Genomic DNA, 12,626 nt, shown 5'->3' on the forward strand with positions numbered 1-12,626 from the left:
GTTATTGCGCTTAGTTGTGGTTCGTTACTTGTCCAAGATCGCCGGCAGAGGTTGTAGTCATATCGTCCGTACGTAACCTGGCCACATCTTTCGCGGTGACAGAAGATGCCTTGTTACCCCAACTTCCACGAATGAAACTCACCACATCCGCCACTTCCTGATCCGACAGACGCCAGGCGAAACCCGGCATGGTGAAGGTGGACGGTGCCGTGTGTGTCGCAGGCAATGTTCCGCCCTTGAGCACGATATGGATCAGCGAAGTCGGGTCGTCCGATTGCAGCACCGGATTGCCCGCCAGCGCCGGGAACACCCGGGTATAACCGTGGCCGTCGGTGCGGTGGCACGCGGCACAGTTGTCGATGTATACCGAGGCACCGCGCTGGCTGTCATCACCGTTCCACAAGGCCCTGGCGGCTTTTTCATCGTACTGGTGCGGCTGGTCGGCAGGGTCGTTGGCCGGTAGTGATTTCAGGTAACGGGCAATCGCCGTCAGATCGGCGTCGGTCATGTACTGCATGCTGTGGGTGACCACGTCGCTCATGCCGCCGAACACCGCGCTGCGGTCGCTGCGACCGGTTTTGAGGAATTGCACCAGTTGCTCTTCGCTCCAGCTGCCGAGACCGTCCTTGTGGTCGCCACGCAAACTCTTGGCGATCCAGCCTTCCAGCGGTGCGCTGCCTGACAGAAAACTGCTGCCTTCGGCTGCACTCATGGATTTTTCCTGCATGGTCAGAGCCCGTGGTGTATGGCAGGCGCCACAGTGTCCGAGGCCTTCCACCAGATACGCCCCACGGTTGAGGACGGCGTCTTCCGACGTGGGTTTGTAATCCTCGACTTTCGGCGCGAACAGCCAGCGCCAGCCCGTCAGCGGCCAGCGCATGCTCAGTGGCCACGGGATGTCGCTGTCCTTGTTCTCCTGCGCCACCGGCTCAACACCGTGCATGAAATAGGCGTACAGCGCTTGCATGTCATCCTGGCTGACACGGGCGTAGGACGGGTACGGCATCGCCGGGTACAAGGTACTACCGTTTTTGGCGACGCCATGACGCACGGCCTGATCGAACTCCTCAAAGCTGTAACCGCCCAGCCCGGTGTTGTCCGGGGTGATGTTGGTCGAATAGATCGTGCCGATCGGAGTTTCCATCGGCAGGCCGCCGGCGAAGGGTTTGCCGTCCTTGGCCGTATGGCAGGCCACACAGTCGCCGGCACGGGCGAGGTATTCGCCTTTTTTGATCAACGAGTGATCGAGTTCGGCACTGTGAGCGGCGACGCTGCCAAGCAGCGCCAGGGATGCGATAACGAGGGTCTTCATGGTCATCGCTCCTTAAGCCTGAACCAGCGGGCCGGGGTTTTTCAGGTATTGCTCGCGAATCGCTTTTGCCGACCAGTAGGTCAGCGCGGCAACCAGCCCGGTCGGGTTGTACCCCAGACCCTGCGGGAATGCCGACGCACCCGGAACGAACACGTTGTGCACGTCCCAGCTCTGCAAATAGCGGTTCAGCGCGCTGGTCTTCGGATCGGTGCCCATGATCGCGCCACCGTTGAGGTGGGTGGTCTGGTAGGACGCGGTGTTGAAGTGGTCGCCGACTTTCTTGCCGATCACCGCAATGGCTTTCGGACCCATGGCTTCGGCGATCTTGCCCATTTTTTCGACCATGAAACGGTTCATCCTGATGTCGTTTTCCTGCCAGTCGAACGTCATCCGCAGCAGCGGCAGGCCGTAGGCATCGCGGTACACCGGGTCCAGATCGAGGTAGTTGCCCCGGTAGGACTGATGCGCGCCGTGGGCGTCCATCGACACCTGGTGGGTGTAGTAATCAGCGGTTGCGCGTTTCCATGCACTGCCCCAGGCCGGGGTGCCCGGCGGGTTGGAGGTGCCGGCGATCGGCCGGCTGCCAGCCTGGTTGACCCACATCGGCGAGCCTCCGACGAAACCGTGAGGCCCGTGATCGAAGTTGTCGGCGTTGAAGTCGTCCACCGCCACGCCGTTGCCACCGGCGCCGATGAAGTTGTTGGTGTGCGTGTCCTTGTCAAAGAACGCCTTGATCGTGGCCATGTTCTGGTAGGCGAAGTTACGCCCTACCACACCCTCGCCGCTGACCGGATCGTACGGTTTGCCGATGCCGGAGAGCAGCATCAGCCGCACATTGTGCAACTGGAATGCACCGAGGATCACCAGATCCGCCGGTTGCTCGATCTCCCGACCCTGGCCGTCGATGTAGGTGACGCCGGTGGCCTTGCTTTTTGTGCTGTCGAGGTTGACCCGCAGGACGTGGGCGTTGGGCCGCAGTTCGAAATTCGGCAGCGGTTTAAGCGCCGGCAGAATGTTCACGTTCGGCGAGGCCTTGGAATACATGTAACAAACGTAACCACTGCAGAAACCGCAAAAGTTGCACGGGCCCATTTGCGCGCCGTAGGGGTTGGTGTATGGCCCCGAAGTATTCGCGGAAGGCAGGTTGTAGGGTTTGTAACCGACTTCGGCAGCCGCTTTGCCGAACAGTTGCGCGGAAACCGTATTTTTCTGCGCTTCCAGCGGAAACGGGTTCGAACGATCCGGCGCGTATGGGTTGCCGCCCTTGCCCTGGCCGACCAGTTGGCCCTTGACGGTCCAGGCCTGGCCGGAAGTGCCGAAGACTTTTTCGGCGAAGTCGAAGAACGGCTCCAGCTCTTCATAGCTGACGCCGAAATCCTGGATGGTCATGTCCTTGGGAATAAAGCTTTTGCCGTAGCGTTCTTCGTAGTGGCTGCGCATGCGCAGCTCGATCGGGTCGACGCGAAAATGCACACCCGACCAATGCAGGCCGGCGCCGCCCACGCCATTGCCAGGCAGGAACGCACCCAACTGGCGGTTCGGCAGGGCGATGTCGTTGACGCTGTGACGGATGGTAACGGTCTCTTTGGAGATGTCCTGAAAGAGCTTTTTCCGCACGCTGTAGGTGAGTTCATCAATCACCTGGGGATAGTTGCCGTCAGGGTAAGTGTCCTGCATCGGCCCGCGCTCCAGCGCCAGTACGTTGAGCCCGGCTTCGGTCAGCTCCTTGGCCATGATCGCGCCTGTCCAGCCGAAACCGACGATCACCGCGTCGACCTTTTTCATTACCGTTGCCATGCTCACGCCCTCTCGCCGCGAATCGAAACTGCCGGGAAGGGGTATTGCTCGTTGCGTTCCACCCAATCCATGAAATCGGCGCGGGCGCCGGGGAAGCCGATCATGGTCCAGCCGACCATGCCTTTATTGCCACCGTGGATCGGGTCGCAGAAGAACCCTTCCTTGGTGTTTTGCAGCAAAAGATTGAAGAAAATCTTCGCCGGAACAGCGTCGAATTGCGGTTTTCCGGCTTCGAGCTGCTTGAGCAGATCGTCTCGGGTAGCGCTGTCTTGCTCGGCAAATGTTTTACCGTTGAGGGATTTTGCCCACTGATCCGTGGCGGCAATGCCCAGGCGATAGATCTCTTTTGGCACCAGTTTGCTCTGCCAGCCCATCTCGGGTGCGGCGTCGGCGTTGAACGGGCCTTGCATGTACCACAGCGCACCGGCGGCGTACGGAGTGTTCATTTGTCGATCAATGTATTCCGGCACGCCGGCCTCGAGAGCACCGGGGCCCTGGGCGTCGTTGGGGATCAACTGCGCGACGGCGGCATTGATGAACGCCCATTCTTCTGCAGTGAAGTAGCTCGGTTGGTAGGCGCTTGCATCGGCGGCAACCGATTTGGCGGGGGCCGGGGCGGGCGAGCTTTCGGGAGCCGCTTGCAGCACGCTGCTGCCCAGACCGCTGCCGGCGAGGGTGACCACCGGGATCAGGGTCAGGGATTTGCGCAAGAACTCACGCCGTGGGTTGTCTTGATCTTGATCAGACATGGGGGCACCTCATCAGGCATTGAAGGTTATCAGCCGTTTCTGCGAACGGCTTTGAAGTGGTCGGTTGCGACGACGTGGCCGGGAAAAGGGGGACATCTGCAACATGATGTGACAAATGGTAGCAGGCTAACCAACCGGATGAATCGCTTCAGCCGAAAAAAGCCCGAAATGGCGACGAAACATGCCCCGGCTTCACGTTTCTTTGACAATCGCCTCACAGGGATTTGACTGGACAACCTTCAAGCTGCCGCCCTCACTGACGAATCCCACACGGTCACCGCACAGCATGTCCTTGAAGCGTTTTTCCTCTGCGATCTGTTTCTCGCTGTTTGCCCTGTTCGGCTCGATCCCGGCCCATGCCGCCGATGCACCGGCTTCTCGCCCTGCGGAATGGGCGCAACCGGTCGAGGTGAAATACAACTTCTTCCAGATGTCGCCCACGCTCTATCGCAGTGCGCTGCCTGATGCCGGTGCGGTGCCGCTGTTGCAAAACCTGAAAGTGGCCACGGTCATCAACTTCCTGCCCGAGGCGGACTCGAGCTGGCTGAAAGCCCCGGGTATCAACCAGGTACAACTGCCCTATCGCACCAATCACGTCGATGACAGTGACGTCCTCAAGGCCCTGCGTGCGATCCAGACCGCCGAGGCCAACGGTCCGGTGCTGATGCATTGCAAGCACGGCTCCGACCGCACCGGCCTGATGGCGGCGATGTACCGCATCGTCGTGCAGGGCTGGAGCAAGGAAGACGCGTTGAACGAAATGACTCAGGGTGGCTTCGGCGAAAGTGGCCACTTCAAGGACGGTGTTCGCTACGTGATGCAGGCCGATGTCGACAAGTTACGCACCGCGCTGGCCAATGGCGATTGCAGCACCAGTGCGTTCGCTACCTGCTCGATGAAGAGCTGGTTCCAGACAGTCAACCTGAAGTAATTCGCCCGGCCGACCGGTCGCTACGCAGATCTTCTCTGACCGGTTGGCCAATGAACCTCTCCACTGCTTCCAGCAACGGCCGACCGGCTCCCGGCGAAAAGAACGTCTCCCGGAACGCCCGGCCGGTCTGCGCATTGAATACCCAGTCGCGGCTGAAGCGTTTGAACGCTTCCCGCGCCAGCTCTTGCGACCAGACATAGGCGTAAACCGAAGCGTCGTATTGGGTCACCATGTAATCGAAACTCTGGGCGAACCGATGATTGTCGGGGAGTAGCCGGGCACCCATTTTGCGCTGCACATCGGCGCAAACGTCTTCGACAGTACGCCCATCGCCATGAGTGGCGTGAAGCTCGATGTCGATCATCGCACCCATCAGTATCAAGGCCTGTTGTCGGCTGGAATGGGCCTCGCTGGCCGAGAGTGCCGCGTCGACCCGTTCAGCACTGAGGCGCTCGCCGGTCTGGAAATGTGCACCGAGCCACAGCACGAACTCCCGCGACTGGCACCACTGCTCGAACAGTTGCCCGGAGAACTCCGCCGCCTCATGACCCAATTGCAGGATGCCGGAAAGGGTGTGATGGGGTGAGCGCGTCAGCAACTGCTGAAGGCAGTGGCCGAACTCGTGAAAAAGAACGCGCAAGTCACTGAGGTCGAGCAGACAGGGCTGGCTGTCGGTGGCCGCCGTGAAATTACTCTGGAGGACGGCAATGGGCAGTGCCGGCCGGCCTTCGGCATTGATCCGGCGATTGCGCAGTGTCGTTGTTGCGGCAAAGTCCACGGCGTTGTCGCGATGAAAGGGATCGATATAGAGGTAGCCGACGACCTGCTCATGTTCGCTGACTTCCAGTAGCCGTACGTCTTCATGCCAGTGCCTTCCACCGGGCTGCTCGACGATACGGATTCCGAACATGCGTTCGCAGAACACGTAGAGCCGGCGCAGGGTGCCATCGAGCGGGAAGTAATCACGCAGGTTTTCCAGTGCTCCGGGAAACTGCCGTTGGCGCCATTGTTCGGCGAGAAAGTCTTCATCCCATGGCTGAACCTGGTCGATACCGAGTTGCTGCGCGAAGGTTGCCAATTGCAGAGCGTCCTGTTCAAGGACAGGCGCCAATTGCGCAACCTGGCACCGGAGAAAATCCCTGACCCAGGCTGTCGTTCCCGCCATGCTATTGGTCAGGCTCAGTTGTGCGGCGTTTTCGTGGCCAAGCAAGCGGGCTTTCTGTTGGCGTAAGGCCAGCAGCTTCGTCAGCACCGGACCGTTATCGAAACGTCCCGCCAGCGGTCCCTGATCGGATGCGCGGGTCAGGTAGGTCACACAGCACTCTTCTCGCAAGGCACGGTTTTCGGCGTATTTGAGAATGTGCTGGCAGGTGTTCTGATCCAGGCGAATCAGCCAGCCGTCATGACCGGCCTGGCGAGCATTGAGTGCGAGGCGCTCCTTCATCGCCGGGGAAAGGCCCGCGAGCAGTGCGATATCGTCGACCCGTTTGCTCCAGGTCGCGCTCCAACGTTCCAGGTGGGTCAAAAACGCGGATTCGAGGCCGCCGATCTCAAGGTTCAAACGGGCCAGTTCCCGCTGTTGCGCAGTGGCAAGCGCAATGCCTGACTGCCTGAACTGGCGCAGTTTGCGCGCCAGCACGATCTTGCGTGACTCATCGAAACAGGCTGCGACCGAGCTCTGTGCCAAACGCAGGTAAGCCTCGTACAACGGGCGATTGCGGGCTTTCTCGGAGCGATATTGATTGAGCGCAATTTGAGCCTTGGCGCTTTCCACGAGCCAGTCGGCAGCGTCGGATTTGACCGTGGACAGCGTTACGAGAATCGACCGGAATTCACGGATGCGGGCATCCGCTTCGTCGATGGTCAGTACCAGGTCGTCCCAACCGGGGTGCTCAAGCTGAGTGGCGAGCACTTGTGCAATGATTCGTCGGTGGTCGTCGATGATGCTGTTGATCGCCGGCAGCAAATGCTCGGCGCGAATCGCCGGCCAGGGCGGCAGGATCCAGTGTTGCAGGAGGGGATTGATGTCGGGCACGGCAACTTCCTTCGAGGCATGGCGGAAACGGCCAGCCTATGAAGCAAGTGCAGGGGACAGGTGATAAGCCAATACCACCTTCCACCGGACATCGATGGAAGGTGGTGCCGGATCAGTGTTGTTCGTCGGGCTTTTTCTTCAGCTTCGGGTTCGGGAAAAACTGCACTGCCTGAACCGTCTTGTCCGCTGCAGGCTTGAGTGCGCTGGTGTTGACTCGCGTACCCAGTTCCTTCGGAACCGACAGCCCTTGGGCATTGAGCGTATCGCTGTAGCCGCATGCCACGCATTCGCGGTGCGGGACGTCGTCTTCGCTCCACATCATCAGCTTGTCCGGCTCGCTGCACGCCGGGCAGACCGCCCCGGCGATAAAGCGTTTTTTGGTCTTCACAGGCGCCTCACTCATGCTGCCGCGTCCTCACTCAGGCCGCTGTGGCGCAAGAGTGCGTCAATCGAAGGCTCACGGCCACGGAAGTCGACGAACAGCACCATCGGCTCCTGAGAGCCGCCGCGGGCCAGGATCGCTTCACGGAAGGCGCGGCCGGTGTCGGCATTGAGCACGCCGTCTTCCTCGAACCTGGAGAAGGCATCCGCCGACAGCACTTCCGCCCACTTGTAGCTGTAGTAGCCCGCGGCGTAACCGCCGGCGAAAATATGCGCGAAGCTGTTGGGGAAACGGTTGTAGGCCGGCGGACGCATCACCGAGACTTCGTTCCGCACGCTTTCCAGTACCTGCGCGACGCTGCGGCCGTCACCGTGGGTGGCGTGCAGTTCGAAGTCGAACAGCGAGAACTCCAGCTGGCGCACCATCATCAGGCCGGACTGGAAGTTTTTCGCCGCGAGCATTTTCTCCAGCAAGTCCTGCGGCAGCGGTTCTCCGGTTTCGTAATGCCCGGAAATCAGCGCCAGGCCTTCCGGTTCCCAGCACCAGTTTTCCATGAACTGGCTCGGCAGCTCGACCGCGTCCCACGCCACGCCGTTGATGCCGGACACGCCGGCATGCTCGACGCGGGTCAGCAGGTGGTGCAGGCCATGGCCGAATTCGTGGAACAGGGTGGTCACTTCATCATGGGTCAGCAGCGCAGGCTTGCCGCTGTCGGCCGGAGTGAAGTTGCACACCAGGTTGGCCACCGGGCTTTGCAGTACGCCGTCGATCGTGCGGCGACGATCGCGGGCGCCGTCCATCCAGGCACCGCCGCGCTTGTTGGCGCGGGCGTAGAGGTCGAAGAAGAAGCGGCCGACGTGCTGGCCGTTTTCCTTGATCTCGAACAGGCGCACGTCCGGATGCCAGGTGTCGAAGCCTTTCAGTTCGGCGATTTCGATTCCGTACAGGCGCTGAACGATGGCGAACAGACCGCCCAGTACCTTGTCGATCGGGAAGTAGGCGCGCAAGGTTTCCTGAGCGACGCTGTAGCGTTGTTCACGGAGTTTTTCACCGTAGAAACCGCTGTCCCAGCTTTGCAGATCGGCACAGCCCTGTTCGGCGGCGTAAGCCTTCAGCTGTTGCAGATCCTGGGCGGCGAACGGTTTGCTGCGTTTGGCCAGATCGCGCAGGAAGCTCAGTACCTGATCGCTGGATTCGGCCATTTTGGTCGCCAGGCTCAGCTCGGCGAAACTCGAAAACCCGAGCAGCCTGGCCAGTTCCTGGCGCAGGTCGAGGATTTCACTCATGACCGGGCCGTTATCGAACTGGCCGGCATTCGGTCCTTGATCCGACGCGCGGGTGCAGTAGGCGGCGTAGACTTCCTCACGCAGCGCACGATCCTGGGCATAGGTCATCACCGCGTAGTAGCTCGGGAATTCCAGGGTGATCAGCCAGCCATCGAGGCCCTTGGCCTGTGCGGCGGCAGCCATTTGCGCCTTGGCCGAATCGGTCAGGCCGGCGAGGGCGGCTTCGTCGGTCAGGTGCTTGGTCCAGGCTTGAGTGGCGTCGAGCAACTGGTTGGAGAAGCGGCTGCCCAGCTCGGACAGCTTGCTTTGCACTTCGGCGTAGCGCTTCTGCTCGGCTTCCGGCAGGTCGATACCCGACAGGCGGAAGTCACGCAGGGCGTGTTGCAGAATGGTTTTCTGCGCCACGTCGAACCCGGCGGCTTCCGGGCTGCTGGCCAGGGCTTCATAGGCCTGGAACAGTTCGCGGTTCTGCCCCATTTCGGTGGAGTAGGCGCTCAATGCCGGCAGGCACGACTCGTAGGTTTCACGCAGTTCGGCGCTGTTGCACACCGCATTGAGGTGGCTGACCGGGCTCCAGGCGGCGCCCAGGCGATCATTGAGTTCGTCCATCGCCAGCACCAGACCGGCCCAGGTCGGGTTCCGGCCCTGGGTTTTGAGGATTTCGGCAATGGCGGCGCGGTTGTCGGCCAGGATGGTTTCGATGGCCGGCTGCACGTGTTCGGCACGGATCGCGGAGAACGGCGGCAGGTCGTAGGACTGCAGAAGAGGGTTGTTCACGCTCACGGTTGGCACCTTGGCTGGAAGAAACATGCGCCCATCTTAATTACAATCGACACCCACCGCAGCTATCGGCGACAGAGAGAGAACCAATCGTGTCCCTTCGCAAGTACCAGAATCACACCCCACGCTTGAGCCAAGGCGCTTTTGTCGACGGCTCCGCGGTGGTGATCGGCGACGTCGAAATCGGCGAAGACAGCTCCGTATGGCCGCTGACCGTGATCCGTGGTGACATGCACCGTATCCGTATCGGCGCGCGCACCAGCGTGCAGGATGGCTGTGTGTTGCACATCACCCATGCCGGCCCGTTCAACCCGGACGGCTTTCCCCTTTTGATCGGCGATGACGTGACCATCGCCCACAAGGTCATGCTGCATGGCTGCACCGTCGGCAGCCGCGTACTGATCGGGATGGGCAGCATTGTCATGGACGGTGCGGTGGTCGAGGACGATGTGATCATCGGCGCCGGCAGCCTGGTGCCACCGGGCAAACGTCTGGAAAGCGGTTTTCTGTACGTGGGCAGCCCGGTGAAACAGGTTCGTCCGCTGACCGACAAGGAAAACGCCTTTTTCACCTACAGCGCGGCGAATTACGTGAAGCTCAAGGATCTGCATCTGGCCGAAGGCTACGACCAGCTCTGATTTTCCTCTCCATTGCCCGGGATTTTTCATGCATCACCAGACCCTATTGTTCGACCTCGATGGCACCCTCACCGACCCGCGTGAAGGCATTACCCGCTCCATCCAGTTCGCCTTGAGCAAACTTGGCATCGATGAGCCTGACCTCACCAAACTGGAACATTTCATCGGCCCGCCACTGTTGCAGGCGTTCATGCAATTTTATGGTTTCGATGAAGCCAGGGCCTGGGAGGCGGTGAATTTCTATCGCGAGCGCTTCAAGGTCACGGGGTTGTACGAAAATCGCGTGTTCGAAGGCGTCATGCCGTTGCTGGAAGCCCTGAATGGCCAGGGCCGGCAGTTGTATATCGCGACTTCGAAGCCATGGGTGTTTGCCCGGGAAATCGCCCGGCACTTCGATTTCGCCAAACACTTCAAGGTGATCTACGGCAGTGAACTGGATGGCACTCGCACCAACAAGGTGGAGCTGATTGCACACCTGATCGCCGAAGAAGGGCTGGATCCGGTCAATACACTGATGATCGGTGACCGCAAGCATGACCTGATCGGTGCTCGCAGCAACGGGCTGGATGCTGTGGCGGTGGGGTACGGCTTCGGCAGCCATGAAGAGCTGAGCGCCGAGACGCCGGCCTATCACTTTGAGACTCTGGCCGAGCTGCATCAGGCATTTCTGCAGCGCTGACCGTCAATCGGAGCGAAGGGTGGTCAGCTCACGCAGCGCTGCCTTTCGCTTGTCAGCCGGCAAGCCGCCCAGTTTTTCCACCTGTGCATAAAACTTCTGCCAGTCCCCACCGACTTGCCTGAACAGGGCCGCAAACGCCGGCACCCATTGGTCATACAGCCCGAACGGCAACAGCCGTGCATTGTTCAGCGGTGCATTGACCCAGGCGTCATAACGTTTGTCCCCGGCCCACTGGTGATCGCGCATCTCCCGATAGTCCCGGCGAAACCGTTCGAACTCGGCGGCCTTGCGTTCGCGCATCTGTTCGACGGGCATCTGTTGCGTGTACAGCTTTTCCAGCCGGCCCCGGGTATCGAGGATCAGCTGAATGAACTGATCGCGGCGTTTGAGTTGAGCATCATTTTCGGGCGGCAGGCCACGAAACGCCCGCCACTGTCGGGTGCCTTCCTGCTCGACAAAGGTGGCGTAGGACTCGTTGAACCCGGTGTCGTCCTTCACATAGAAACGCTGATGACCCAGCTCATGGAAGATCAGCGTGGCCAAGCGTTCATCGCCCCAGCCCATCATCGAGTTGAGGATCGGGTCGTTGAACCAGCCCAGGGTCGAATAGGCCTCGACACCGCCGATCGACACATCCATGCCTTGCAGGCGCTGAATCGCGGCTTCGCCCCGTGCCGCACTCTGGCTGTAGTAACCGCGATAGGCCACGCAGCCGGCAATCGGGAAGCAGTGGTTCTGCGGGCTCAGGGAAAACTCCGGCGTGGCGAACACGTTCCACACCACGTACGGTCGGTGAATGTCGGCGTACAGGCGATAGCTCTGGTTATCCGGCAGATGCAGATGCTGGCTGGCGAAATCCCGGGCCTTTTGTGCCTGAGTCAGGTGTGCGCGCAACGTTGCGTCCCGACTCGGGTCGGCAATCACCTTGGCTACCGGCTCCCGTGCCCGAAGCAATTGCAGCTGACCGTTGGCCAACTGGCTGTAATAACTGATGCTGGAGCAACCGTTGAGCAACAAAAACAGCACACCCGGAAACAAAACCCGCAAAACGCGATCAAGTAACCCAAGGCTTGGAAACGGCCTGAACACAATAAGAACATCCCAGGAAAGTCTGAACGCAAGACTATCCCGCCCATTGGAGCTTCGCCATGCGCATCTTGATACTGACGGGAGGCCTGCTGACGCTGGCCGGTTGTGCCGGATTCGGAATGCCTTCGCCTGACCCCACGCAAGCCTGGATCGATCTGGATTCGCGGCAACAGGACACAGCACTGCAAGCGCTGGAAGTCGACAGGAAGGCCGCCGTCGACAAACGTTATTTCGAGGTACAGCCCGGCAGCCACGAACTGAAGGTGCGCTACCAGTTTCCGGTGGAGGCAACCAACATCGGCCCCGATGCTGAACCGCTGTGGCGCGATTGCCAGTTGAACCTGAAATTTACGGACTTCAACGCCGGCCAGCGCTACCAGCTCCAGGCCGGCAATGTCGGGTTCCGGCCGTGGGCCAGGCTCTACGACCAGCAGCGAAATGTAGTCGGCCAAGGTAAACCGGCAGGCTGCCAGCGCACCTGATCGGCGTTATGCTGAATGTCCGAATCCACGGACATTCATCATGCGCAAGACGATGCTGTTGCTGATTGCTGGTGTGCTTGCCGGTTGTCAGACACCGATGCCTCCGGTCGACCCCAACATGGCCTGGGTCGACTTCTCGACGCCAACCCCGGGCGGAAAACTGCTGATGGCCGATCGTCTCGACAATCAGCGCCTGAATGACGGACGTTTCTTTCAGGTGACGCCCGGCAGCCATGAGTTGCTGGTGCGTTTCGATTTCGAGGCGCCCGGTGGAGGCGCTGGCATGTTGAACGACCCCGTGGAGCGCCTGTGCTACCTGACCATCCGCTTCGACCATTTCGAAGCGGGGCAGCGTTACGTACTGGAGGGTCGCTCCCTGATGTTTACTCCCAGTGCCCGGCTGTATAACGCCAAGCGAGAAATCGTCGCCGAGGATCGCGACACCTTTTGCGCCATCTAGCCTGAA

12 protein-coding genes are annotated in these 12,626 nt (G+C 60.4%); 5 read left to right on the forward strand and 7 right to left on the reverse strand.

What is annotated here, in order from left to right; genetic code table 11:
* Nucleotides 1-10: 10 nt before the first annotated feature.
* From NWV16_RS01420 to NWV16_RS01430, 3 genes are read right to left on the reverse strand one after another with little or no spacing between them, the layout of a single operon-like run.
* A complete protein-coding gene (locus tag NWV16_RS01420; protein WP_260521690.1) occupies nucleotides 11-1,312 on the reverse strand; it encodes a c-type cytochrome in 1,302 nt (433 codons plus the stop codon).
* A gap of 12 nt (nucleotides 1,313-1,324) precedes the next feature.
* Complete coding sequence (locus NWV16_RS01425; RefSeq protein WP_065260645.1) at nucleotides 1,325-3,109, reverse strand: GMC family oxidoreductase; 1,785 nt, start codon at nucleotides 3,107-3,109, stop codon at nucleotides 1,325-1,327.
* 2 nt (nucleotides 3,110-3,111) lie between these two features.
* Nucleotides 3,112-3,858 carry a gluconate 2-dehydrogenase subunit 3 family protein gene (locus NWV16_RS01430; RefSeq protein WP_260521691.1) on the reverse strand — a complete coding sequence of 249 codons (747 nt, stop codon included), beginning with the start codon at nucleotides 3,856-3,858 and terminating at the stop codon, nucleotides 3,112-3,114.
* Between the two features lie 286 nt (nucleotides 3,859-4,144).
* On the opposite strand from NWV16_RS01430, the gene NWV16_RS01435 reads away from it, so the two are divergent.
* Complete coding sequence (locus NWV16_RS01435; protein WP_260521692.1) at nucleotides 4,145-4,789, forward strand: dual specificity protein phosphatase family protein; 645 nt, start codon at nucleotides 4,145-4,147, stop codon at nucleotides 4,787-4,789.
* Here the strand turns inward: NWV16_RS01435 and NWV16_RS01440 are convergent.
* The 3 genes from NWV16_RS01440 to prlC form a co-directional block, all read right to left on the reverse strand.
* Nucleotides 4,776-6,824, reverse strand: a complete 2,049-nt coding sequence (locus tag NWV16_RS01440) for a M3 family metallopeptidase (protein ID WP_260521693.1) — start codon at nucleotides 6,822-6,824, stop codon at nucleotides 4,776-4,778. The genes NWV16_RS01435 and NWV16_RS01440 overlap by 14 nt on opposite strands.
* A gap of 112 nt (nucleotides 6,825-6,936) precedes the next feature.
* On the reverse strand, nucleotides 6,937-7,227 hold the full coding sequence (locus NWV16_RS01445; protein WP_260521694.1) for a YheV family putative zinc ribbon protein: 291 nt from the start codon (nucleotides 7,225-7,227) through the stop codon (nucleotides 6,937-6,939).
* Nucleotides 7,224-9,302: an oligopeptidase A gene (gene prlC / locus NWV16_RS01450; protein WP_260521695.1), complete on the reverse strand. Its 2,079-nt coding sequence runs from the start codon at nucleotides 9,300-9,302 to the stop codon at nucleotides 7,224-7,226. Before prlC ends, NWV16_RS01445 begins: the two co-directional genes overlap by 4 nt.
* Before the next feature lie 62 nt (nucleotides 9,303-9,364).
* Between prlC and NWV16_RS01455 the strand changes: the two genes are divergently transcribed.
* Nucleotides 9,365-9,910, forward strand: a complete 546-nt coding sequence (locus NWV16_RS01455; RefSeq protein ID WP_064379538.1) for a gamma carbonic anhydrase family protein — start codon at nucleotides 9,365-9,367, stop codon at nucleotides 9,908-9,910.
* Nucleotides 9,911-9,938: 28 nt separating this feature from the next.
* Nucleotides 9,939-10,589, forward strand: coding sequence for an HAD family hydrolase (locus NWV16_RS01460; RefSeq protein ID WP_260521696.1), 651 nt, complete (start codon nucleotides 9,939-9,941; stop codon nucleotides 10,587-10,589).
* Nucleotides 10,590-10,592: 3 nt separating this feature from the next.
* Here NWV16_RS01460 and NWV16_RS01465 read toward each other — a convergent pair whose 3' ends face one another.
* A complete protein-coding gene (locus NWV16_RS01465; RefSeq protein ID WP_260521697.1) occupies nucleotides 10,593-11,678 on the reverse strand; it encodes an aminopeptidase in 1,086 nt (361 codons plus the stop codon).
* A gap of 59 nt (nucleotides 11,679-11,737) precedes the next feature.
* Between NWV16_RS01465 and NWV16_RS01470 the strand changes: the two genes are divergently transcribed.
* Entirely contained in the window at nucleotides 11,738-12,160 is a 423-nt protein-coding gene (locus NWV16_RS01470) for a hypothetical protein (RefSeq protein ID WP_260521698.1), read from the forward strand.
* A 40-nt stretch (nucleotides 12,161-12,200) separates the two neighbouring features.
* Nucleotides 12,201-12,620 carry a hypothetical protein gene (locus NWV16_RS01475; protein ID WP_260521699.1) on the forward strand — a complete coding sequence of 140 codons (420 nt, stop codon included), beginning with the start codon at nucleotides 12,201-12,203 and terminating at the stop codon, nucleotides 12,618-12,620.
* Nucleotides 12,621-12,626 lie beyond the last annotated feature (6 nt).

Origin of the sequence: Pseudomonas sp. BW7P1 (genome assembly GCF_024981055.1) — a bacterium.
Taxonomy (GTDB): domain Bacteria; phylum Pseudomonadota; class Gammaproteobacteria; order Pseudomonadales; family Pseudomonadaceae; genus Aquipseudomonas; species Aquipseudomonas bananamidigenes.

Bases quoted from the DNA above. Each gene is read 5' to 3' on its own strand.
- NWV16_RS01475 (WP_260521699.1), top strand. From the start codon at position 12,201: ATGCGCAAGACGATGCTGTTGCTGATTGCTGGTGTGCTTGCCGGTTGT.
- NWV16_RS01430 (WP_260521691.1), bottom strand. From the start codon at position 3,858: ATGTCTGATCAAGATCAAGACAACCCACGGCGTGAGTTCTTGCGCAAA.
- NWV16_RS01420 (WP_260521690.1), bottom strand. From the start codon at position 1,312: ATGAAGACCCTCGTTATCGCATCCCTGGCGCTGCTTGGCAGCGTCGCC.
- NWV16_RS01470 (WP_260521698.1), top strand. From the start codon at position 11,738: ATGCGCATCTTGATACTGACGGGAGGCCTGCTGACGCTGGCCGGTTGT.
- NWV16_RS01460 (WP_260521696.1), top strand. From the start codon at position 9,939: ATGCATCACCAGACCCTATTGTTCGACCTCGATGGCACCCTCACCGAC.
- prlC (WP_260521695.1), bottom strand. From the start codon at position 9,302: ATGTTTCTTCCAGCCAAGGTGCCAACCGTGAGCGTGAACAACCCTCTT.
- NWV16_RS01445 (WP_260521694.1), bottom strand. From the start codon at position 7,227: ATGAGTGAGGCGCCTGTGAAGACCAAAAAACGCTTTATCGCCGGGGCG.
- NWV16_RS01425 (WP_065260645.1), bottom strand. From the start codon at position 3,109: ATGGCAACGGTAATGAAAAAGGTCGACGCGGTGATCGTCGGTTTCGGC.
- NWV16_RS01435 (WP_260521692.1), top strand. From the start codon at position 4,145: ATGTCCTTGAAGCGTTTTTCCTCTGCGATCTGTTTCTCGCTGTTTGCC.